Raw genomic sequence first — 21778 nt, 5'->3', positions numbered from 1 at the left:
CTTTCGGTCGGCGCAAGCCGTTTGGCGTATGCAGTCATGCGATACTTCCAAACGGCTTCACTCTTTGCAATACCATGAATCACAGTCAATCTTTCTCTCTCCTCCCATCTTTCTTTCTATTCACCGCGGCGGCCGGATCGCTGATCGTCCTGACCTCCTGCGCGCATTCCGACACCAAAGCCGCCGCCGCGCCCGCAAATGCGGCGCTCGCGGTGCGGCTGGTCAAAAGCGGCGGCGGCTTCCATCTGGAGCGCGGCGGCAAGCCGTACTTTATCAAAGGGGCGGGGGGCGACGCCTCGCCGCAACTGCTCAAAGCCAGCGGAGGCAACTCGATCCGGACATGGGGATCGGACGGCCTGGGGCCGGTCCTCACACAAGCGCAGTCGCTGGGGATGACGGTGACGGCGGGAATCTGGCTCGGTCATAAAGATCAGGGCTTCGACTACCATAATCCGGCGCAGGTCGCCGCGCAGTACAAGGCGGCGCAGGAGGCGATCCTGAAGTATCGGGATTCGCCGTCGCTGCTGATCTGGGCGATCGGCAATGAGATGGAGAACGGTTCGGAAGATGATCCGGCGATGTGGAAGGCGATCGAGGACATCGCGGCGATCGCGAAGAAGCTGGACCCCAACCATCCGACGATGACCGTGTTCGCCGAGGTTGGCGGAAACAAAGTCGCGCAATTGAACAAATACTGCCCGGATATCGATATCCTGGGGATCAATAGTTACGCGGGGGCGTCCTCCGTCGCGGATCGATACAAGACGGCGGGCGGCGTCAAGCCATTTGTGATCACGGAGTTCGGCCCGCCGGGAACGTGGGAGCTGCCGAAGAACTCCTGGGGCGCGGCGCCCGAACCCACCAGCACGGAAAAGGCGAAGTTCTACCGGGACGCGTACGAAAAGAGCGTGCTGGGCCAGCCGCTCTCCCTGGGATCCTACACATTCTTATGGGGGCATAAGCAGGAAGCGACGGCGACTTGGTTTGGAATGCTGCTGCCGGACGGCTCAAAGCTCGCCCCCGTCGACGCCTTGACGCAGCTCTGGTCCGGCAAGGCGCCGGCGGCGCTCTGCCCCGCGATCGACAAGATCGCGCTGGACGGTCCTGACAAAGTTCCCGCAGGATCCCAGATCACCGCAACTCTGGCGGCGTCCAGCCCGCAAAAGTATCCGCTGACCGTGAAGTGGGTGCTGCAAGGCGATCCCGACGCGCATCTGACCGGCGGCGCGCCCGAAGGAGTCCCGGACGTTTATCCAGACGCGATCCAGACCTCCGACACTCAGCGCGCCGTGGTCAAAGTTCCGGCGACGGGCGGACCGTATCGTCTCTTCGCCTATGTGTCCGACGGGCACAAGGCCGGAGCCGTCGCCAATATCCCGATTTACGCCACGGGCGGCGCCGCTCCATCATCCGCCGGAACGAAAGCCGCCCTCCCGCTCGTAATCTATGACGAAGCGACAGGCGATACGCCGTTTACTCCGTCCGGCTATATGGGCAACACCGGGGCGATCCAGATGGATCCGGCCTTTGCGGAAGCGCCGCACGCAGGAAAAACTTCGCTGAAAGCCCAGTACACGGCGGGAGATAACTGGGCGGGCGTCGTCTGGCAAAGTCCCGCGAACGATTGGGGCGACCGTCCGGGCGGCTGGAACCTGACCGGCGCCAAGCAGCTTACCTTCTGGGCGCGCGGCGACCAGGGGGGCGAAGTCGTTTCGTTCTCCTACGGCCTGCTGGGCAAGGATAAGAAATATTCGGATAGCGGATCCGGAAAACTCGGCAATGTCGCGCTGACCAAGGAGTGGAAACAGTACATGATCGATCTGAGCGGGCAGGACCTCACGCGGATCAAAACGGGGTTTGCGTGGGTGGTCGCCGGGCAGGGACATCCGGTGACATTTTATTTGGACGACATTGCGTATCGTTAAAGGGTCCTTCCGTGACAAAACTTGACGCCGTCCCCCTTCTTACGCAATAATGTGAGAAGGGACACAGATCCCGAAAGAACGTTGTATTCCATGAAGGGTTCGCAGAAAACCAGAACCATGCCGGTTACGTCGAAGGATATCGCGGAAAAGCTGGGATTGTCGCAGCCGACGGTCTCACGAATACTGAGCGGAACGCAGGGCTACCGGGCATCCACCGAAACACGCCGCCGCGTGCTGGAAACGGCGCGAGAGATGGGCTACCGTCCGAACGCCATCGCCCGCTCCCTGCGCGGACGCCGCACGGATATCGTCGGCTTCCACACCGGCTACAACTATATGAGCGTGCGCGACGCCTATATGGCGGCGGTGCTCGGCGGCCTCCAGCGGGTATGCGACGCCCAGCGGGTGGATATCCTGCTGCTCGGCGTCTTCCACGGACGCAACACCGACGATATCTACGGCGAACTGGTCAACGGGCGGATCGACGGCCTGTTTCTGCACACCAGCGCCGAGGATCCCCTGGTCGCGCAGCTCGCGCAGTCGGCGCTGCCTGTCGTCTCGATCTCTGACGCCATTCCCCAGCTCCCAAGCGTCGTCGCCGACGACACCGACGGGATCCGCCAGACCGTGGAGTATCTCTGGTCGCGCGGCCACCGGCGCATCGCCTATATCGCTCCGGAGCGCCATATGATCTCCGTGGACCGGCGCGTGGAGACATTCCGCGAAGAGATGGCGAAGCGCGGCGTCCAGAACGCCACCGTCATCCACCGCGAGTTTACTTACGGCGACGCCTCGGAAGACGACGGCAACCTCGATCAAACACTCGAAACCCTGCTGGCGCTGCCGGAGACGCCCACCGCCGCCTGCTGCTGGAACGACGCCTGCGCGATGCACCTGCTGCGCTCCTGCTCCAAACGCGGCCTGCGCGCCCCGGACGACCTCGCGGTCATGGGCTTCGACGGCAGCCTCGACCAGAACCTGATGATGCAGACCCTGACGACCATCGCCGTCCCGTGGGACACGCTCGCCGCCCGCGCGCTCGAAGTCCTGCGCGCCCAGATACAAGGCGTCGAAGTCCCGCGCGAAACCATCGTCCCCGTCACCCTCCTGCGCGGCGAGACGGCGTAAACCGATCTCGCCCGCCCCATTCCCCCGATTATTGACGCCTCCAAGCGCCGAAGGGTAAAATGCCTGCGTAAAAAGCTCTCAAAGCAAAGAACGCGAGGCCGTCTTTGAAATTCGTCTGTTATAAAGAATTTGACGATCCGCTGGAACCCACCTATCCAGGGATCATGTACAAGGGCAAGATCCTGCCGCTGGCGCGCGTCGTCGCCGTGGCGGAGGCCGTCCATCCGCGCAGCCTGAACCTTCCCGAGGATCTCAACCATCTGGTCGCCCTGCTGCCCACGTACGTGGAAGCCGTGAAGGAGCTGGAGAAGGGCAAGATCCTGGACCAGATCTGGCAGGAGCTGGGCGTATCGCCCGTCGCTCCCCTGCCCCGGCCCAACCGCATTCTGGCGATCGGGCGCAACTACGCCGACCACGCCGCCGAGCAGGACGCCGACGTTCCCATCGAACCGATCGTCTTTTTGAAGGCCAGCAGCAGCGTCATCGGCCCCGAGGCGGAGATCGTGCTTCCCGAGGGCGTCGGGCGCGTGGATTATGAGGGCGAGCTCGCCGTGGTCATCGGCAAGTCCGGCAAGAACATCGCCGAGCGCGACGCGATGGGATATGTCGTCGGCTATACGCTGTTCAACGATGTTACCGCGCGCGACGAGCAGAAGCGCGCCTTCGCGCAGTCCCTGCCGTGGTTCCTCTCCAAGAGCTACGACACCTTTGGCCCGATGGGCCCGTGTCTGGTGACGGCCGACGAGATCCGCAACCCGCACAACCTGGAGATTACGACCACGCTCAACGGCATCGTCAAGCAGCAGGCGAACACCTCGCAGATGCTCTTCACGATCCCGCAGCTCATCGCCTTCATCTCCAAGCGGATCGCGCTGGAGCCCGGCGACGTGATCATCACCGGCACCCCCTCCGGCATCGGGCCGATCCACGCCGGCGACCTGGTCGAAGTGCGCATTCCCGAAATTGGCTCGCTCTCCAATAACGTCGTCAACGAGGGCGAATAATGTCTTCTACCCCCACCCGCGATTGCGAGGCGGCGCATGGCTAACCAAACCCGAACGCCGCTGCGCGTCGCGCGCAGCGCGATGGTCGCCACCGGAAACGCGATCGCGACCATGGTGGGGGTGGAGATTCTGCGCGCCGGCGGCCACGCCATCGACGCCGCCGTGGCGATCGGCGCCGCGATGGTGGTGCTGGAGCCCGAGCGCTCGCATCTGGGGGGCGACGTCTTTCTACAATACTGGGACGCCGGCGCCCGCCGCGCTCACGCCCTGAACGGCAGCGGCGCCGCGCCAAGCGGCGCGACCCGGGAAGCGATGGGCGACATTATCCCGATGCGCGGCATCCGCGCGTCCGCCATTCCCGGAGTCGTCGACGGCTGGCTCACGGCCCAGGACAATTGGGGCGTGATGACCGCCTCCGAAGCGCTGGAGCCCGCCATCGCCTTGGCCGAGGATGGCTACGCGCTCGGCGCAAGACAGGCCGCGCTGATGCAGGAATACAGCGGTCTGTGGGACATCTTCCCGGAGACGGCCGCCGCGCTGGTCCCGCAAAATCCGCGCCGGGGCGCGACGCTCTATCAGCCTCTGCTGGCCGCCACGCTGCGCGACATCGCCCAGGGCGGCCGCGCCGCCTTCTATCAAGGCGATTTCGCCAAAAAGCTCGTCGCCTACTCCGACGCCAACGCCGGCTTCTTCACGCTCGCCGACCTCAAAAACCATCGCTGCGAAATCGCCGATCCGATCTGGACCACCTATCGCGGCGTCACCGTCACCGAGCAGCCTCCCGTCTCGCAGGGCCACCTGCTGCTCCAGATGCTCAACATGATCGAAGGGTTCGACATGGCCGCGCTGGATCCCGAAGGCGCGGAAGCCGTGCACCGGATGGCGGAAGCCAAGAAACTCGCCTTCGCCGACCGCCTCGCCTACATGGGAGACGTTCCCGATACGCCCTTAGAGACATTGATCTCCAAGGCGTACGCCGAGCGTCGGCGGGACCGCATCAACCCCAAGGCCGCCGCCGCGCGCTTCACCGCCGGCCGCCTGGGCGATCCAGCCAACTATGGCACGGACACCACGTCGTTCTGCGTGATCGACGAGCACGGCAACGCCGTCACCATGATCCAGAGCATCTTCCACCCCTACGGCTCCGGCGTCGTGATCCCCGGCACGGGTGTCCTGATGAATAATCGGATGACCGGCTTCAGCCTGGAGCCGAGCCATCCCAACGCGCTCGCCCCCGGCAAGCGCCCGATGCACACGCTGAACACCTACATGCTCCTGAAGGACAACGATCTGTGGGGAATCGGCGGGACACCCGGCGGCGACTTCCAGGTCCAGACAAACCTGCAAGTCATCTCCCAGATCATCGACCACGGCCGCGATCCCCAGGAAGCCATCGAAAGCCCCAAATGGCGCGTCGCCGACGACGGCCCCGGCCTCACCGTCGAACCCAGCCTGCCTCTCGACGCCTGCTACTCCCTGCGAAAACTCGGCCACGACCTCACCGTCGGCGCCCCCTGGTCCGGCTCCTGCGCCTCCCAGGTCATCCTCAAAGACCTCGAAAACGACGTCCTCCTCGGCGGCAGCGACCCAAGAGTCGAAGGGCTGGCGCTCGGGTACTAACGGATGTTACGCAAGCCGATCGCCGGCGGTTAAAATCGCTGCTAAAAACGCACGATGTCCATCTCTCAACACACAATTCCAGCCCTTTTTCTGGCGGCTTCGCTCTTGAATATTCCTTGCGCCTTCGCGGATGTTCCCTCTCCTCATCTCACGGAGCGCTCCGCGTTGACGGCGGCGTCACGTTTCTGTCAAAAAATCGGCCAGCCCGTCCGCTCCTCAGGGACAGCGCGATACGTACCGGCGCCCCAGTCATTTGACCCCGCCGCGCCGCCGCGCGCCAGCTGGAAAATTGCGTTTGGCGACGGCGCGGAAATCGGCTTAGATGACAAGACGGGCGATGTTTTTCAATACTTCGCTCCAAATATCTCAAACAATTTTCCGCCTCCCGAAAGCATCCCCGCAAAAATGCCGCATGATCTGGCCTTGGCCCGAGCGAAGACCATTCTGGAACTGACGCATTTTGTGGGAGCGCTGCCGGACCCTGGAGACGAAAAAACGCAGTATTTCGGCTTGGACAACCATAGTATCTCCAGAGAACCCTCCTGGTGGTTTTCGTGGAGTCCTGTGCTTCTCGCGTCCCATCCTGAGGCGTTAGCCAAAGAATGCAATATTGTCCTGGACGCGGCCAGCGGATATGTGCTCGGTATTCACGTCAAGATCGGAAAAGAAGCGCCCCCTTCCGAAGAAGACGCCAATTTCCCCGCCTTCCTGCGGACTTATCTGCAACGTCTGCCCACAGAACGCCAGAACGAGCTTTATCGATATCTCGGTTGGGGCGGCGATACTCCCGAAGACGCCGCCTTCTGGAACGCGCTTCAGGATCCCGAAGTCATTTACCGCGATGCACGATTCGCCGGCGAACCCTATCGGCCAGAAGCTCTGGATGCGCTGGAGCGCGCGCTTTCCACTTCCCGAAACAAAATCACCAGCATTAAGATCGCCATCCTGCTCCATCGCTCCGGCAGGCGTCAGGGAACGGATTATCTGAAGACCGGCTCCGCTTCGGATGACAGCATCGACGCCTGTGCGATCTTCGCACAAGAACAAGACCGAGAATATCTGCCGACAATCGTTAGTATGATCGCACCGGACGGCAAGCGGCGCCCCAGTCTCTCCGTCTCACATGATTCGTTTCGGGCGCTCATTGCGGAAATGGCGCAATGGCGCGATCCCGCCGTCACGAAAGCGCTTCGAACACGCTATCAATTCTCTCGGCAGCGCTATATCACGGACGGACTTCTCGGCGAGGCGCTGGCGGCGAACGGCGTCACGGACATCGCCGGCGATTTACGCGCCGCCTCTCGCTCGAAATTCCTCATGGCTGAAGAGAAGACCCAGCTCGAAGTCGCCCTACTCAAGATACAAGGAGTATCTCACTCCCAGGCAATCTTTCTGGATTTGACCGCGCGACTGAAATCAAAGCCCGCGCCCATCTATTACCCATTCATGGACGCGACGGTGACGGAAGACGCGCGGCCTACGATAATAAAATCGTTCGTTCAATGTCGCATCCAGGAAAGTATCCCCGCTCTTCGAGAAGTCGTCAAAAACTATCTCCTGCATCCAGTATCTACGCCTCCCAATCCCAATGCGGACTCTCCCTATCAAATCACGAGCGAGGAAAGAGTGGCGTCACTCGCCGCCCAAGCCCTCGTAACACTGCATGATCCACAAGCCGGCCCGCTTTTACGCGATCTGCTGACGACCATGGGATTGGCGAATGTCAATCAGAACGAACTCCAAGACACCGCCAGAGCGCTGATGGCCGCCAACAGCAGCACGGACTTTTTGGTAAAAACGATGGGGAAAGCGTGGGTAAATCGAGAAAAAGCGCGACTCTTGCTGAAGCCCCTGCCGGAGTATTTACTTCCCTTGCAGCCATTCAATCCATACACGAAAGATTAATGGCAATCCAAGGTTCGAACCGCTGGCATTGGGACACTGGCCGGCGGATAGTTCGCAAGCCTACTTTGATTTGAGAGGAATGACGATGCACGAAGTGACTATCAATATTCCGGAAGAAGCCTATGCCGCCGCAGTAAAGCGCGCGCAGCAGGAAGGATACGACAGCGCCGAAAATTTCCTCTCCGATTTCATCGCTGGCTCCATCACGCCTGATCCCGATAACTACGACCGTTTCTTTACTGACGAAGTCATCAGCCAGCTCGACGCCGCAGCCTCTGAAGCGCGTCGCGGCAATAATTTGACTCGTGAGGAAATGCGTATTCACTTTGAGCAGAAACGGTAGAGATGGCAGGACGTAAAATCCGATTCCCCGCCGTGATTAGACTCGTAATAAAAATTCAGCCTCCAAGGCAACGCCTTGGAGGCTGATTGTTTGCCATTGGCCTAATGACTGGGCCGGTAGTAGCCGCCCTTGGCGACGTTGGGGATGGGGTCGCCGCCAAAGCTTGCATTGCTGAACGTAATCGTTCCCGTGAAGGCGTGCTTGAAGTAATAATGGCCGTTGGCGCCGAAGGCCAGGTCGGCGGGTGAATTAAACGTCACGCTTCCGTTTTCGCCGGCGCATTGCGTGTAGGGCATGATGTATCCGGCTTTGACGACGTTCGGCGCGGGGTCGCCGCCCCAGGCGGCGTTGGTGAATGTGATCGAGCCGGACGTTCCCCAGTTGAAGACGTAAGCGCCGTTGCCGCCGTACGCGGCTTCTACCGGAACGCTGGTGGCGGCGGAGCCGCCTTCTCCGGCGACCTGCCAGAACGGAGCCGAATAGCCGGCCTTCGCGACGCCGAAAATCGGATCTCCGCCGAAGGTCGTATTGTTAAACGTAAAGCTGCCTTTCACGGCGTACTTAAAGAAGAAGCTGCTGTTGGCGCCGTACGCCGCATCGACCGGCGCGGCGAAATTCACGGTCTGGTTTTCGCTCGCCACATAGCTGTAAGCAGCCGGCGTGTTGCTGTCCAGGCTGGAGTGGATCCAGTTTGCATATTGCAGCATCTCGCCGCCGTCCGCCGGTGGGCTGCCGCCGGTGTTGGACGGCCAGAGAAAACCGCCGACGGAGCCGTTGTTCTTCCAGGCCAGCATCTTGTTTTGGAAGGTGGCGTCCCGCTCGTAGTCCCAGTATCCGGGGATGACCTTCATGCCGCCGAAGTAGTTATTCCAGGCTCCGACATCATTCCCCGCGCCGCCGTCATAGCATTGCAGATAGATCGCGTCGACCGTCCCGCCCAGCCCCGACTTCACCGCCGACCAGTACCCCGAATTGGTATAGGGGCACAGGGTCACCTTCATGCCCACGGCGCCCACCATATTGCCAAAGGACACGGCGGAGCCGGAATCGTACGTCTGCTCGTCGTCGTAATCGATGGCGTCGATTCCCAGCCCACTCTTCAGCGCCTGTAGGTTTCGGTAGAGGACGGTTCCGGAGCCGGTCCCGTCAGCGGCGATCCGGTTCTTGATGTTGGTGTAGCTGGCGTCGCCCCACCCGCCGATGCACATCTCGATACGCCCGATGGAGGATGGCGACGTTCGGCATTGACTGAGAAGCCCGGGCCAGTTAGACGGACCGTTGTAAACCCCGTTCTGAACGATCGGCAGCCCTCCATAGACGAAGTCTCCGTTGGCGCTCACGCTCATGGAAAACAGGATCATGGTCGTCATGCCGGACGCCCGGTACCCATTGATTTCAGATGTCGTCAGGCCATTCGGATACCCCATATTTCCCGGACAGAACATTACCGCCGTGGCGTTCGCGGACGCGCGCTGAGGCGCGGCCGCGCCAAATGTGAGCGCGACCGCCGCCGACAGTATAGCAATTGAGCCTTTAGAACCATGAATAGCGAACCGTCGCATGCTGACTTCTCTGTGGATCATGCTGATCTCCTTGGTATGATTTTGGATGTCTGGTTTTTCTTTGGACTTCAGAGTCTAGCAATCATAGCACACACTACCTTTGTTGTCAACTCTTTTGGATCCGTAGTTTAGGACCGTAATGGTCTCACTATTTTGGCCGGGAATCGAAGCCAGTTAAGAGAGTAACGAGAGGTATTTATCTGGAGACGGATCGCCGATCGACACATACGATCGCGCCGCGTTTCCGGCGCGGGCGCCATAATTGGCCGATCGACGATCCATTTTAATCGCACTGCTGAAAGGCGAAGAAGATGAAGCACGCGCTGCAAAGATGAAACAGCACCTGAACGCCTTCGTTCTCGGTAAACCCACGTTCGTCCAAACAATCGTCCGCAATCGCCGCCAAAAACGGCATTCGCTTCTTGCATTCCGGGCAGCGGACATCGCGCTCTTTTTCGTAGTCCGGATTTTGCTGAATCAGAAATGGCTCGCCGCCGACTTGATGTTTGCAGCCGAAAATGTCCGGGTATTTTTCTCGCCAGGAGGTAATTTGAGTTCGCCCAGCATTGACTGAATGAATGGATTTTTGCGCCTCGCTGGAGATTGCCAGCAGACTCACGGACGCGCCCGGGAACGCGATGGGATAATCTTCGTAAGGAAAATCCGTCTCCGGCTCGCCATCGCCATACTCAATCAGTGATACTGAGCCGTCGTCATGATGCTGGTAAGAAAACGGCTCTTGAGCGATCCCGCATGTCCAGCAGAACAGACAATGGATTTTTCGGCCGCCGAGCTTCGTCAAACCAACACGCTCGTCCGACGTATCCAGCGTGAGGAAACGCAGCAGCGGCTTCTGACAATTCGGACAATCGGCGCCGGCGATTTCGTGTTCGCCGCAGAAGTAATGCGCGAAATTTCGACTAAGCTCCCGGTCCAAGTCTGGGTTTACGAACGACGCAGTGTGGTAAAGTTCTGTTTCTTGATACTCGATCAAATGAGCAGGCTTCGGACGAGAAAATAATCGCATTTTGTGAGTTCTAAAAAGTTGAGTTAAGCTTGAAACAGCGAAATTACGGCTTCTCTTATCCGCCGGAACGTTTCGGGATCGAGAACGCCGGCTTCCGAGAGAATGAGGTTAGAGCTGGCGGTAAAAAGCTTGGAGGGGCGAGCGAATCCAGAGCTTCGCAGAGAACCAATCACGAAGTCTGTATCGGCAATAAAAATGGCGTTTGGGTCGGCATAGGCCTTACTGGTCATTTGGCAGAGTATCCAGTCGCCGCGACCAGCGTCAGCTAACACAATGGCTGGGCGCCGCTTGGCGTCGGAGAGATCAGTAAACGGAAACGGGACAACGACGACTGCGCCAACTACAGATGGGACCACGCCATATCCTCCTCAGGGTTATCCCAATCTTCCGCAAGAGCCTCCTGACTAAGCAGTGCAGTTTCTTCTAGAGTTTGCTGGGGCTTTTCCTCTAAGATGGTGACAAGCGCGCGATGCGAAGTCAATAATTCGATTGCTTCATTCAAATGTACGGTTCCGTGTTCATCAATCGTCGCTTCTATCGTCCGGATCATGATCATGCCCTCCTAATGTTCATTATACACCTCCGCCTTCTCCACAACGCGAGGCATTTTTTCCGAAGCGAACGATTTACTTCCGCCAATCCGCGTCCAGCACCCAAACTAATCCTTGCACGATGGCGCGCGGCTTTGGGTCGGTGACGGTGGCGCCGACACACAACTGAGCGGTCCAGACTCCGGGCTGGCGGCCGCCGCGCTTGGGGCCGTAAGGGGAGATATCTCTGGCGGAGGATGTGACGTAACGCTTCCCTTTGGGCGAGAAGACGAGGCATTGACTATCGGGCAGCCAGAGCGATGCTTTGCAGGTCTTGGTTTGAACCCGATAGTAATCGTTATCGGGACGGACGGTGCTGTTGCTGACGTCGTTGGCGAGGATGAACGATTGCGTGTCGCCCGGAATCGCAATCGTTCCGCGATAGCTTTGGCCGAGGTCGCTGTTGACCGGCTTCCTGAGCGTAACCACGCCGCCCCAGAGCTTTTTGCCCGACGTGGCGTCGTATGCCGCCAAAGAGTCTGCGGCGTCTCCCTCGCTTTCCACCGTTCCCACCACCACTTTCGGCGTAAGCCAGGCGGGATAGAGCAGCTCGCCGGAGAGTGAGACGAGCTTTTTGAGTGCCGACGCCCCGGCGTCGGCGATATAGATGACGCCGTCGGCGCCGAGGACACAGACGCGGGGGCCAAAGGGGGAAACAGTGGCGTCAAGAATCGGGGCAGGCAAGGCGCGGCTGCCTCCGGACCCGGCGTCAACAATCAGGGAGGCTTTGGACGCATCGGCGGGCAGCAGCAAGTGGCGGGAATCGGGAAGCCATTTGGCCTCGTTAAAGTTGATATAGACGCTGGCGCCGTTCTTTGGATGGTAATTGTTGGAGCAGACCACACGCAGCGAACCGCCGACGGCGCGAATGACGCAAAGCTGGTTATTGTCGCGGGTGAAGGCGATCCAGCGGCCGTCGGGCGACCAGCGCGGGACCGTGTCGTCATGTTTTCCAGAGGTCAGCAGCGTGCGCCCTGAGCCGTCGGGGTTGATCCGATACAGGTGGAAATAGGTCGTTTGACGGACGCCGGGCTTGGCGTAGTAGCGGGCGGCGAAGACGATATCCCGTTCGGCGACGGCGGGAACGGCAAGCGAGGCGAACGTGAAGGGAATAAGGATTTGTGCGAATAGGCGCTGCATGTCGGTTCTCCATGGCCGCTTTGCGAAACCATCCCCAATGGGAGTCGTTTTATGCAATGATACTCGATATCTCACGCGGACTTGGAGAGAGCTTTGCCGATTCTGATCGCTATTTATCTTGTGGGCCTGATTGCGTGGTGGTCCATTCGGAAATTTCTGAATCAACGCGAGGCGCAGCGCCGTCAGGACGCCGAGTCGGCGCTCCAGCGGCGGATTAGCCAGGATCCCGGCAATATGGCGGTTTATGAGGGTTTGGGGGATTCCTATCGCTCGGGAGGACGCCTGAACGACGCTCTTGGCGCGTATCAAAAGGCGCTGGAGGTGGCGGGCGATCGTCCCAGCGCCGGCGTCCAGTACAAAATCCGTCAGATTCAAATGGATATCGACGCGTCAGGACGCAAAATGACCCGATCTTCTGGACGCGGAGCAGGCAGGGCGAAGGATTTGATCAACTGCGTTTTCTGCGGAGCCGGCAATCCCCTGACCAGCCGGAGGTGTGAAGAGTGTGGAAAAGAACTGCTCCACGACACATTTCTTTCGGCGCTGGAGACGATTTGGACGGACAAAATCCAGCGCAAGAAGATGCTGGAAGCGATTGCGATTATCAGCATCCCAGTGCTGTGCATCGCGTTCGCCGCCAATCTCTCCTTGGAGGTCAAAGGCGTGCTGATCATCAGCGCGGTCGTTGTGGGCGGCTGGGTGTTTTTGCACTCGTTCTCGGGGGATCGCCACTGACATTGCGTCATCTGTATCCTAAGATATTCTCCCGATGGAGGTATACTAATGGCATCAATGCGGATAGAGACTGGCTGAGCCAGGCGGGGACAACTCCATTCTAAGTACGAACACAGCCGGCGATCTCTTGCCGCACAGAAACCACGTCTTTTCTCGGCGCAACACGCGCCCAATCACATACGCCCTCCTTGCTCTGGCTTTTTTCACGATCGGTTTGCGCGCCGCGAGCGCCCAAACGGCGCCGCCCGCAGTCGTGGTTGATCCGGGGGATTACACGCGTCCCATCACGGTAACGCCGGCGGTCCCTCCGGGACCGTACGTTCCCGATCCCTCCTATTACGATTACGACAGCAAATCGCCGTTCGTGGCGGATGAGAAGCCGTTCTCGGAAAAGAACGGGATCAAAATTACGCGCGTCACGTTTCCCAGTCCGGTGACGACGCCGTATGCGACCAACGATACCGTCGTGGCGTATCTGTTCATGCCGCCGGAACCGGGGCCGCATCCGGCGTTGATCGTGCTGCCGGAGTGGCTGCCGCGCAATCTGAAAAACGAGTTTCAGTTTTGCGAGGATGTGACCAAGGCGCACACGGCGGCGCTGCTGATCGAATCGCCCTTCAGCCTGGACCGCCGCCCGCTCCCGCATGTGCCGCAGGCGGAGCTGCTGTCGGGCAACATGCCGCAGATGGTGGGAGCGATCCGCCAAAATGTGCTGGATGTGCGTCGCGGCCTGGACTGGCTTTCGACCCGCCCCGACATCGATTCCAGCCGAATGGGCCTCAGCGGCATCAGCCTGGGAGCGATCATCGCCTCGCTCGCCGCCGGTGTTGACCGGCGCGCGAAGGTGCTGCTGTCGATCGACGGCGGCGCGGACGCCGCGGGTCTGCTCTGGAAAAGTCCATTTATGAAAGGGCTGCACAAACAGCTCGTTCAGCACGGCTACAACTATGAAGACCTGAAGGTCGGCATGGCGCCGGTCGAGCCGACGAACTGGCTGAAAGGGTACGGCGCGGAAAACGCCCTGCTCGTCAACGGCCGCTACGATACGTTCATTCTGCCCAAGCAGTCCCAGATGCTCGCCGACTCCATCGGCGGCGCGCCGATCGTCTGGGCGAACACCGGGCATTACGGCCTGGTGCTGGCGGAAAAGAACGCCTCGAACGTGGGCGCGGAGTTTCTGCGGGCGCGTTTCTTCGCCTCCGGCAAGCCGTTCAATCCGCCGCAGACCATCGCGGCCCCAACGATCAAGCTGGGATTGATGCTGGGCGGCCAGGGCGGCCTCAGCCCGGCGCTCGCGACGCAATTGATCAACTTTGACCAGAAGGGCCGGTACTCGCTGGACGGCATGCTGACATTCCATGGACTATCGCTGGGCCTCTCCGGCCGTCTCGGACAGTCCTCGGCGCTGGGCGTGGAGTTTCCGCTGCTGCATGGCGACATCAAACCGCGTCCCTATCTTTTGATGCACATTGTCCTATGAAACAAACCGGCGGCGCGATCTCTAGGGAAACGCCGCCGGTTGAGACATTTTCAAACCAGGTATACTGCCTCAACATCTCTCAGCCAAGGAGAACGAATTCCATGACCGACGTGCAGAACGAGCGCTCCGGCGCGATCACATTCAAAGGAAACCCGATGACGCTTCTGGGCCCGGAGCTGAAGGTGGGCGATAAGGCTCCGGACTTCCAGCTTACGGGAACGGACCTTTCGCCGACGACGCTCGACCAGCTGCGCGAGAACGGGACCAAGGCCGTCCTGCTGATTCTGGTGCCGTCGATCGACACCAGCGTCTGCTCGCTTGAGACGAGCAAGTTCAACCGCCATATCGCCACGCTTCCCGCCGAAAAAATCGTCGCCGTTTCGATCAGCGCGGACACGCCGTTCGCGCAAAAGCGCTGGGCGGTTCAGGAGCATGTCGACAACATCAAGATGCTCTCCGACCACAAAGACAGAAAGTTCGCCGACGACTACGGCGTGCATATCAAAGAGCTGGGCTTGCTCACCCGCGCCATCTATTTGGTGGACAAAGACGGCGTGATTCGCTACATCCAGACCGTTCCGGAAGTGGCGACCGAGCCCGATTATGACGAGGTTTTGCGGGCGGCGCGCGAGCTCGTTGGGTAGTAGACATCCGTACTCTCGGGGCGCGTCCGATGCGTTCCGCTGTTTGGACGACGGGGGTCGGCAGGCGAAAATTTCGCTTGCCGACCCCTTCGTTTTACGGTATAATGAGCGGCGTTGAGGCGACTATTTTCCTGCGAAAACAGTCGCCTTCTCCAATTACTGAGCCGCTCCCGGAGCGTCCCGCCAAGAGATTCCGGCGCGATTTTTAGAAGCGATTATTATTACCTGTGAGCAGCCACCCAAAACCTGAAGAACCGCCCGCGCAGACACAGCAGCTCGTGCTGGGCGAAGATGAGCACATCATCGCGCTGCGCAAGGCCTGGGACAGGACGCTGCGCACGCTGGCCAATAAGTATAACAAAGCCACCTTCAAGAACTTTCTCCAGGCGCTCCAGCCGCTGTCGTTCGATGGGACGATCATTGTGTTCGGCGCGCCCTCAGCGTTCGCCCGCGAGTGGTCGGAAAAAAAGTACTCTCAGGAGCTTCGCGGCTACTTAGAGCAGCATCTGGACACGACCGGCCTGCAACTGCGCTTCGTGACCGCTTCGTCCGAAGTGCATCCTCTGCTCGGCGAGCAGCCTCTCCCGCTCCAGCAGGCAGCCTCCCCCAGCGCCGGCGCGCCGCCGGACCGCGCGGCGTTCAGCGGGATCCGCGACGGCATCCGGCCCGAAGTCATGCCCCGCCGCAGCGAGCCCGCAAAGGAATCGTCCCGGATCGTCGAGAGCAACAATCCATTCAGCTCGGAATTGACGTCGAGCGCGCTCAGCGATAAATATACGTTCGATAACTTCGTCGTCGGCAAATCAAATCGATTGGCGCAGGCCGGCGCGATGGCTGTCGCGCAGGGCCTGGGCAGCACTTACAATCCGCTGTTTCTGTACGGCAGCCCCGGCCTCGGCAAGACGCATTTGATGCAGGCGATCGGCCACTATGTGCGGGCGACGCTGCCGCACGCCCGAGTCGCCTATGTCAGCGGCGAGACCTTCACGAACCACTTCGTCATGGCGCTGCGCGACAAGCGCACGGAGGAGTTCCGGCGCGCGTATCGCAACGTCGATGTCTGGCTCGTCGACGACATCCAGACCATCGCCTCCAAGGAGCAGACGAAGGAGGAGTTTTTCCATACCTTCAACACGCTGCATCAGCAGAACAAGCAGATCGTGATCACCAGCGACCGCTCGCCGCGCGAGCTGCGATTGATGGACGAGCGCCTGCGCTCCCGCTTCGAATGCGGCCTGATCGCCGATATCTCCCCGCCGGAGCTGGAAATGCGCATGGCGATCCTCCAGCGCAAGGCGATCCTGGAGAACCTGCGGATCCCCGACGACGTCATCGCCTTCATGGCGAGTCTCATCCAGAGCAACATCCGGGCTCTGGAGGGCGCGCTGATCAAATTGATGGCGTACGCGTCGCTGGCGAAGAGTCCGATCACCAAGCAGCTGGCGAGCGATGTGCTGAGCTCCTATTTTGTCGAGCGCATGCCCAGCTTCGCGCCCTCGCCCACGGATTATGTCGCCCTGCGACGCCCGGACACCGGCAGCGGCGCGGGAGCGGCCGTGGACATCATTCTGGACGCCGCCGCGGCGCACATGGGCGTCTCCAAGGAAATGATCCTGAACGGCGGCAGCCGCGACAAGGATGTGGCGCTGGCGCGGCAGATCTGCATGTACCTGTGCCGCGAGCTCAGCAAGACTCCCATGTCCGCGCTCGCCGTCACCTTCGGCTGCAAGAATCACTCCGCCATCGCCCACGCCCATTCCCGCATGCGCGGCTCACTGGAGTCCGATCCCAAGATTCTCGCGATCATCGCCGGGATTCGCGGAGCGATCGAGCATTCGCTGTAGACTCGCGGCGAATCTCCGACTCTTCTCAAACGTCAGCGAGAATTCAAACGTGACTCGCTGTGACTCGATTGTGACTCTCCGTGCCTGTGACTCCCTCCATTGTGACTCCTCCAAGGAATCGCGGGGGCGAGAGTCACGAGTCTCGCTGGGATTCGCGGACTCTGTGACTCCTGTGTGACTCGAATGTGACTCGTCGATTCCATAGCGATTCCCGAGTCGTTTTCGAGTCTCGCTACTAGGGCTTTACGAGTCGCGCCGTGAATCCGTCGAATCCCGCGATTCGCGATTCTGGAGTCACAGCCGAGTCACAATTCTATTACTAAGACGAATCCAGAATCATTCTTATATACTGGGAATAAGACTCTGAGGCGGGGCGAATCTAGGGAGCGGGAATCGGGACATATGCAGATTGAGACTCTTGAGCTGGAGAGCTTTCGGAATTATGAAAGGCTGAGAATCGAGCCAGGTCCCGGTCTCAATGTTTTCTCGGGACGGAACGCTCAGGGCAAGAGCAATCTGCTGGAGTCCATTTACGTTCTGGCGACCAGCAAGTCGACTCGCGCCGGCAAGGATATCGAGCTGATTCGCTTTGAGGATCCCGTCGGGAGAATCACGGCGCATGTGACTCGCGAAAAGAACAGCGATGTCGCTCTGGAGATGATCTTTTCTCAGACGGACAAAAAAGTGGCGAGAGTCAACGGAGTCCGCCATACGAAGCTCGCCGAAGTGATCGGCCAATTGAACGCGGTTCTCTTTGACAGCGGGGATCTGGAGATCGTCCGCGGCGAACCCGCCATCCGCCGCCAGTTCCTGGATTTGGAGATCGCCCAGACATCCCCCCGGTATGTGCACGCATTGGGAGCTTACCGAAAGACTCTGGAGCAGCGTAATCGGCTCCTGCGTGACCTGAGAGACGCCCGGGGGAGCTTGGACGGGTTGCGAGAGGTCCTGCCTAGCTGGAGCGCCCAGCTGGCGCATCACGGGGCGCGACTCATCGACCGCCGCCGCCTCTTCCTGGAGCGACTCGGATTGCTCGCCGCCGAGGTCCACGAGACTCTCAGCGACGGCCGCGATTCCCTCCAGGTCGTTTATGTTCCCTCATTCCCGCTCGACGGCGCCGTGGACGAAGCCGGAGTCCGCGAAGCCTTCGCCGAAGCCCTCGCCGCCGTCGCCCACGACGAGATGAATCGCGGCACGACTCTGCGCGGCCCGCAGCGCGACGACCTCACCTTCCTCGTCAACGGCTCCGACGCCCGCCTTTACGGCTCCCAGGGCCAGCAGCGCACCGTTGCCCTCTCGCTCAAACTCGCCGAACGCCAACTCATCGAAGAACTCGTCGGCGAGCCCCCCATCCTTCTCCTCGACGACGTCCTCTCCGACCTCGACGACGTCCGCCGCCACCACCTCTTCGACCTCACCGAACGCGCCGGCTCCCAAACCTTCCTGAGCTGTACGAATCTGCGCCCCTTCTCCAAGGGTGTTCTGGAACAGGCGCGGGTGTACGCCGTCAGCGGCGGCAAATTAGAACTGCAATAATTTTTTGATTCGGCTTTCCGGTTTCTGAAATTGAGTGAGAGTGAAGCAATCGTTCAACGATAAGAGAACTCAATCGTTGACAACTTGTTTCCTGTGGGATACAGTGGATACACAAACTTATTGCCGCCAAATCGAGAAATACTATAATGCCACAGAAAGATTCCACGACTATTTTGAGTGATTTCCAGAATCCTGAGTTTATCGCTCTTTATCTTCAAGAGTGCTTGGAAGATGGTCCAGATACTTTTTTAACGGGACTCGGAAATGTCGCCAAAGCGAATGGAGTAACTAAACTCGCAGATTCTGCATCTGTGAGTCGGGCTAGTCTTTATAAGAGCCTGCGTGAAGGCAGTAATCCGGAATTTCGGACTGTGCTTTCTGTACTTTCTGCATTGAATTTGCAGATCAATTTAGCGCATATCGAGAAAAATTCTGACAGCGCGATGGCCGCTTGAGGTGCGTAGATGGAATTGGATGATCCCAATTTTCTCCTTAATATCCATCCAGGGACAACGTTGCGATTGGACTATCTCCCAGAAATGGGAATTTTCTGAATATCGCTTCGCGAAGCTGCTCAACATTACCCAATCGCAACTTGCAGAATTATTGGCGGTAAAGCGTAATGTTACTCCCAATATTGCTCTTCGACTGGGACGCTTGTTTGGTCAAACGCCTGAGATGTGGATGAATATGCAGAATCGGTACGATCTATTAATAGCGGAGAATACCTATCGCGATGCGATCGAAGCAGTTCGGCCGTTTGTTTGGCCTATATCGAAACAAGAATCGTAAGGTAAGAATATGGTTTATTCGCCCCAATGCCTCCAAATATATTGAACCAATTAGAACTGAAGGCTGAAGCGACTGAAGAAGAAATTCAGAAGCTCGTCCAGTATGTTCGAACTCTCACCAATCACTCGCTGCCTGATGATTATCTGGAGTTTCTCAGGCTCTCGAATGGCGCGACTGGCCACGGTCCGGATTTGTTCGTCAACCTTCCGGGCGGCGAGGGTGTGGCGGAATTGACGGTCGGTTATGGCGTAGCGGAGTATTTCCCAGGTTTGATCATCATTGGTAGCGATGGGTGTGGGAATTTAATCGGTGTTGATTTGACGACTTCCTCATCCCAAGACTGCAAATATGTACTGTTTGACTGTATTGATTTAGATCGAGAACATCCTATCTGTGTGGCCGAAACTTTTGTTGATCTGCTCAAGAAGATATAAATTGAGTGCCATTTTGACGTACATATGGTAAAATTTTGTTGTTAACTTAGTGGAGGCGTGAATCATGGCCACAACGAAAATATCGACGGAAAAGTCAAGTGAACGCGTCAATCTGAGAGTGTCCCCATCAGTGAAGGGGACAATTGAGGATGCCGCCGGCGAGCTGGGCATGACGGTGAATGCTTTCATTGTCAACCTTGCGCTAGAGCGGGCAACTCAGGTTTTGATGGAGCGTCGGGTCATTCGCATGGACAATGAAGCGAGAGATCGATTTTTGGCGCTTTTGGATAAGACGGATGGTCCCAATGAAGCGCTGCGTGAAGCGGCTGACGATTTCAATAAAGGCTATTTTGAGGATGGTGTTTACCATTTTCAGGCATGACGGAAATTGGTCAGCCGCGTCATTACAAAATCGAGATGCTCACTTCTGCGCATGACCGACGTAGCTTCGAGTCTGAAAACCCCAAGATAGACGACTACTTAAAGCGTATGGCGCTCCAGCGTATGAAACGCCATCAAGCAAGAACATTCGTCATTATTGCAGATGACGAGCCAACGGCAATTCTTGGATTTTATACATTGACTATGGCGACAATATCGTTTGACGAGTCTCCGCCGATTTACAAAGCTCCTCCTGGAAAGAGCGTAACGGCAGCTCTTCTGGCTCAGATGGCGGTCGCCAAGACATATTCCGGAAAGGGATTTGCTCGGAAAATGGTGATGCACTGTCTCCATAATTGCCGGCAAATCGATGCTGTTAGCGGTCTGCTGGCGATTACAGTGGATGCGGCGGACGAAAATGCGAAATCGCTGTATTTACATCTTGGATTTGAAGTTGCTGATGAACGAGATCCGATGCGCTTGCATATGCCGATGGATGCCGTCATCAAGAAGTTAGAGATGGACTGACTTTATGAGAAACCAAAAAGGACTGGCGCCGGCGCGGAATGCTGTGGACGCGACGCTGATGTCGGCGGAGCTGATGCAGGCGCTCAGGCCGCATATGGCGAAGGTGCATTGGGCGAAGATCGTGGGGCCGCAGGTGGCGTCGGTGACGCAGGTGGAGGCGGTGCGGGCGGGGTCGGTGCTGGTGGTGCGGGTCAAGAATAGTGTTTGGGCGAATGAATTGACCTTGCTCAAGGACGACATTATCAAGCGGCTCAATCAGAAGCTGGGCGGTAAGGTCATCACGGATCTGCACTTCAAGGCGAGTGGGCTGGCGCGAACGAAGACGAAGCTGGAGCCGGTGATGGCGAAGGCGCCAGGTCCCGGAGAGATCGAGCGGCTGGATGTGTCGGTGGCGACGCGGGCGAAGATCGCAGCGGCGGTGCAGAAGATTGAGAACGATGCGCTGCGGCAGCAGGTGGAGCGGACTCTGCTGAAATTCGCGCAGGCGAACGAGTGGAAGAAGGATCAGGGATGGCTCCCCTGCGCCTCCTGTGACGCGCTGACGGAGTTTCACGGGCAGGAGATCGTTCTGTGCCCCGCATGCGCGCTGAGCCGCCGTAACCGGGATGTACAAACAATTCAGGGCCGGCCGACCGGCCAGCCCTGAATTGCGCGTTGATAAAATGAGCGATTACATCTTGTGGTGGCGCTTCATGTGATGGTGATGCCGCTTGGTGTGATGCTTCTTTGTCACATGGCGCTTGTGCGCGTAATGCTTGGTGCGGGCCGGCTTGATGATCTTGACATCGCCATCGGCTTCGATTTTGCGCACCTGGCCGTTTTTGCGGTTGCGGTCGATGGACGGCTGGCCCGTCGCCTGGTGCGTGGTGATCGCGGTGTGCTCGCCGGCTTTGCGCGCGGTGTACTGGGTCGCCTTGCCGGCGCCCTGCGTGTTCTTGCTCACGTTTTCGCCGAGCTTGCGCACCGGGTACTGGATCGCCTTGCCGATTTTGTGCAGAGTGTTGCTGTCGTGCTTCTCGGGATACTTGCCCCGGTCCGCCGTCTGCGCGCCCGCGAGGCTTTGCGCCAGCACGACACACGCCAGAGCGGCGGCGACGCCGAAATTGTTGGTCTTCATGAGTCAGGCTCCCTTTGCGATGGATGAATGGCCTGTTCGCGGC

General features: G+C 59.0%; 23 protein-coding genes. 17 read left to right on the top strand and 6 right to left on the bottom strand.

The genetic code is table 11. The features are described from left to right. Positions 1–74 precede the first annotated feature (74 nt). The 6 genes from D5261_RS06930 (at position 75) to D5261_RS06905 (ending at position 7925) form a co-directional block, all read left to right on the top strand. Positions 75–1925, top strand: a complete 1851-nt coding sequence (locus D5261_RS06930; RefSeq protein ID WP_119324440.1) for a glycoside hydrolase family 2 TIM barrel-domain containing protein — start codon at positions 75–77, stop codon at positions 1923–1925. Positions 1926–2042: 117 nt separating this feature from the next. After that, entirely contained in the window at positions 2043–3053 is a 1011-nt protein-coding gene (locus D5261_RS06925) for a LacI family DNA-binding transcriptional regulator (RefSeq protein WP_165864594.1), read from the top strand. Between the two features lie 104 nt (positions 3054–3157). Beyond that, positions 3158–4057, top strand: a complete 900-nt coding sequence (locus D5261_RS06920) for a fumarylacetoacetate hydrolase family protein (RefSeq protein WP_218025751.1) — start codon at positions 3158–3160, stop codon at positions 4055–4057. 36 nt (positions 4058–4093) lie between these two features. After that, a complete protein-coding gene (ggt, locus tag D5261_RS06915) occupies positions 4094–5677 on the top strand; it encodes a gamma-glutamyltransferase (RefSeq protein ID WP_119324442.1) in 1584 nt (527 codons plus the stop codon). Between the two features lie 105 nt (positions 5678–5782). Continuing rightward, entirely contained in the window at positions 5783–7582 is a 1800-nt protein-coding gene (locus D5261_RS06910; RefSeq protein WP_125206302.1) for a hypothetical protein, read from the top strand. Positions 7583–7667: 85 nt separating this feature from the next. Further along, complete coding sequence (locus D5261_RS06905) at positions 7668–7925, top strand: hypothetical protein (protein ID WP_125206303.1); 258 nt, start codon at positions 7668–7670, stop codon at positions 7923–7925. Between the two features lie 101 nt (positions 7926–8026). On the opposite strand, the gene D5261_RS06900 is transcribed toward D5261_RS06905, so the two are convergent. The 5 genes from D5261_RS06900 to D5261_RS06880 form a co-directional block, all read right to left on the bottom strand. Continuing rightward, positions 8027–9508, bottom strand: a complete 1482-nt coding sequence (locus D5261_RS06900; RefSeq protein WP_119324445.1) for a hypothetical protein — start codon at positions 9506–9508, stop codon at positions 8027–8029. A gap of 262 nt (positions 9509–9770) precedes the next feature. Beyond that, entirely contained in the window at positions 9771–10514 is a 744-nt protein-coding gene (locus D5261_RS06895; protein ID WP_125206304.1) for a hypothetical protein, read from the bottom strand. Positions 10515–10537: 23 nt separating this feature from the next. Further along, complete coding sequence (locus tag D5261_RS06890; protein ID WP_119324447.1) at positions 10538–10870, bottom strand: type II toxin-antitoxin system PemK/MazF family toxin; 333 nt, start codon at positions 10868–10870, stop codon at positions 10538–10540. Beyond that, complete coding sequence (locus tag D5261_RS06885) at positions 10855–11064, bottom strand: hypothetical protein (RefSeq protein ID WP_119324496.1); 210 nt, start codon at positions 11062–11064, stop codon at positions 10855–10857. The genes D5261_RS06890 and D5261_RS06885 overlap by 16 nt, the downstream gene beginning before the upstream one ends. A 76-nt stretch (positions 11065–11140) precedes the next feature. After that, positions 11141–12244 (bottom strand): TolB family protein, encoded by a 1104-nt coding sequence (locus tag D5261_RS06880; protein ID WP_119324448.1) that lies wholly within the window; start codon positions 12242–12244, stop codon positions 11141–11143. A 93-nt stretch (positions 12245–12337) separates the two neighbouring features. Here D5261_RS06880 and D5261_RS06875 point away from each other — a divergent pair, with 93 nt between their 5' ends. The 11 genes from D5261_RS06875 (at position 12338) to D5261_RS06830 (ending at position 21264) form a co-directional block, all read left to right on the top strand. Continuing rightward, complete coding sequence (locus D5261_RS06875) at positions 12338–12979, top strand: tetratricopeptide repeat protein (RefSeq protein WP_119324449.1); 642 nt, start codon at positions 12338–12340, stop codon at positions 12977–12979. Positions 12980–13106: 127 nt separating this feature from the next. Continuing rightward, on the top strand, positions 13107–14459 hold the full coding sequence (locus D5261_RS06870; protein ID WP_119324450.1) for a dienelactone hydrolase family protein: 1353 nt from the start codon (positions 13107–13109) through the stop codon (positions 14457–14459). 101 nt (positions 14460–14560) lie between these two features. Then, entirely contained in the window at positions 14561–15103 is a 543-nt protein-coding gene (gene tpx, locus D5261_RS06865; RefSeq protein WP_119324451.1) for a thiol peroxidase, read from the top strand. Positions 15104–15330: 227 nt separating this feature from the next. Next, on the top strand, positions 15331–16947 hold the full coding sequence (dnaA, locus tag D5261_RS06860; protein ID WP_119324452.1) for a chromosomal replication initiator protein DnaA: 1617 nt from the start codon (positions 15331–15333) through the stop codon (positions 16945–16947). Between the two features lie 402 nt (positions 16948–17349). After that, positions 17350–18483: a DNA replication/repair protein RecF gene (recF, locus tag D5261_RS06855; RefSeq protein WP_119324453.1), complete on the top strand. Its 1134-nt coding sequence runs from the start codon at positions 17350–17352 to the stop codon at positions 18481–18483. Between the two features lie 146 nt (positions 18484–18629). Further along, positions 18630–18938, top strand: a complete 309-nt coding sequence (locus tag D5261_RS06850) for an addiction module antidote protein (RefSeq protein WP_119324454.1) — start codon at positions 18630–18632, stop codon at positions 18936–18938. 19 nt (positions 18939–18957) lie between these two features. Further along, positions 18958–19275: a HigA family addiction module antitoxin gene (locus tag D5261_RS33385; RefSeq protein ID WP_119324455.1), complete on the top strand. Its 318-nt coding sequence runs from the start codon at positions 18958–18960 to the stop codon at positions 19273–19275. Between the two features lie 41 nt (positions 19276–19316). Further along, positions 19317–19709, top strand: coding sequence for an SMI1/KNR4 family protein (locus D5261_RS06845; protein ID WP_165864595.1), 393 nt, complete (start codon positions 19317–19319; stop codon positions 19707–19709). Between the two features lie 64 nt (positions 19710–19773). After that, a complete protein-coding gene (locus D5261_RS06840) occupies positions 19774–20091 on the top strand; it encodes a type II toxin-antitoxin system TacA family antitoxin (RefSeq protein WP_119324457.1) in 318 nt (105 codons plus the stop codon). Then, complete coding sequence (locus D5261_RS06835; RefSeq protein ID WP_119324458.1) at positions 20088–20618, top strand: GNAT family N-acetyltransferase; 531 nt, start codon at positions 20088–20090, stop codon at positions 20616–20618. Before D5261_RS06840 ends, D5261_RS06835 begins: the two co-directional genes overlap by 4 nt. 4 nt (positions 20619–20622) lie before the next feature. Beyond that, positions 20623–21264, top strand: coding sequence for a DciA family protein (locus tag D5261_RS06830; protein WP_119324459.1), 642 nt, complete (start codon positions 20623–20625; stop codon positions 21262–21264). A gap of 24 nt (positions 21265–21288) precedes the next feature. Here the strand turns inward: D5261_RS06830 and D5261_RS06825 are convergent, their stop codons facing one another. Further along, the gene (locus tag D5261_RS06825) at positions 21289–21735 is read right to left on the bottom strand and encodes a hypothetical protein (RefSeq protein ID WP_119324460.1); all 447 of its coding nucleotides are present in this window, start codon (positions 21733–21735) and stop codon (positions 21289–21291) included. Positions 21736–21778: the final 43 nt, after the last annotated feature.

Source organism: Capsulimonas corticalis, from assembly GCF_003574315.2.
Taxonomy (GTDB): domain Bacteria; phylum Armatimonadota; class Armatimonadia; order Armatimonadales; family Capsulimonadaceae; genus Capsulimonas; species Capsulimonas corticalis.
The sequence above is the reverse complement of the archived record's forward strand: the minus strand, read 5'-3'. Positions and strand labels throughout refer to the sequence as shown.

Bases quoted from the DNA above. Each gene is read 5' to 3' on its own strand.
- D5261_RS06930 (WP_119324440.1), top strand. From the start codon at position 75: ATGAATCACAGTCAATCTTTCTCTCTCCTCCCATCTTTCTTTCTATTC.
- D5261_RS06925 (WP_165864594.1), top strand. From the start codon at position 2,043: ATGCCGGTTACGTCGAAGGATATCGCGGAAAAGCTGGGATTGTCGCAG.
- ggt (WP_119324442.1), top strand. From the start codon at position 4,094: ATGGCTAACCAAACCCGAACGCCGCTGCGCGTCGCGCGCAGCGCGATG.
- D5261_RS06905 (WP_125206303.1), top strand. From the start codon at position 7,668: ATGCACGAAGTGACTATCAATATTCCGGAAGAAGCCTATGCCGCCGCA.
- D5261_RS06900 (WP_119324445.1), bottom strand. From the start codon at position 9,508: ATGATCCACAGAGAAGTCAGCATGCGACGGTTCGCTATTCATGGTTCT.
- D5261_RS06895 (WP_125206304.1), bottom strand. From the start codon at position 10,514: ATGCGATTATTTTCTCGTCCGAAGCCTGCTCATTTGATCGAGTATCAA.
- D5261_RS06885 (WP_119324496.1), bottom strand. From the start codon at position 11,064: ATGATCCGGACGATAGAAGCGACGATTGATGAACACGGAACCGTACAT.
- D5261_RS06880 (WP_119324448.1), bottom strand. From the start codon at position 12,244: ATGCAGCGCCTATTCGCACAAATCCTTATTCCCTTCACGTTCGCCTCG.
- tpx (WP_119324451.1), top strand. From the start codon at position 14,561: ATGACCGACGTGCAGAACGAGCGCTCCGGCGCGATCACATTCAAAGGA.
- recF (WP_119324453.1), top strand. From the start codon at position 17,350: ATGCAGATTGAGACTCTTGAGCTGGAGAGCTTTCGGAATTATGAAAGG.
- D5261_RS06850 (WP_119324454.1), top strand. From the start codon at position 18,630: ATGCCACAGAAAGATTCCACGACTATTTTGAGTGATTTCCAGAATCCT.
- D5261_RS33385 (WP_119324455.1), top strand. From the start codon at position 18,958: ATGATCCCAATTTTCTCCTTAATATCCATCCAGGGACAACGTTGCGAT.
- D5261_RS06840 (WP_119324457.1), top strand. From the start codon at position 19,774: ATGGCCACAACGAAAATATCGACGGAAAAGTCAAGTGAACGCGTCAAT.
- D5261_RS06835 (WP_119324458.1), top strand. From the start codon at position 20,088: ATGACGGAAATTGGTCAGCCGCGTCATTACAAAATCGAGATGCTCACT.
- D5261_RS06830 (WP_119324459.1), top strand. From the start codon at position 20,623: ATGAGAAACCAAAAAGGACTGGCGCCGGCGCGGAATGCTGTGGACGCG.
- D5261_RS06825 (WP_119324460.1), bottom strand. From the start codon at position 21,735: ATGAAGACCAACAATTTCGGCGTCGCCGCCGCTCTGGCGTGTGTCGTG.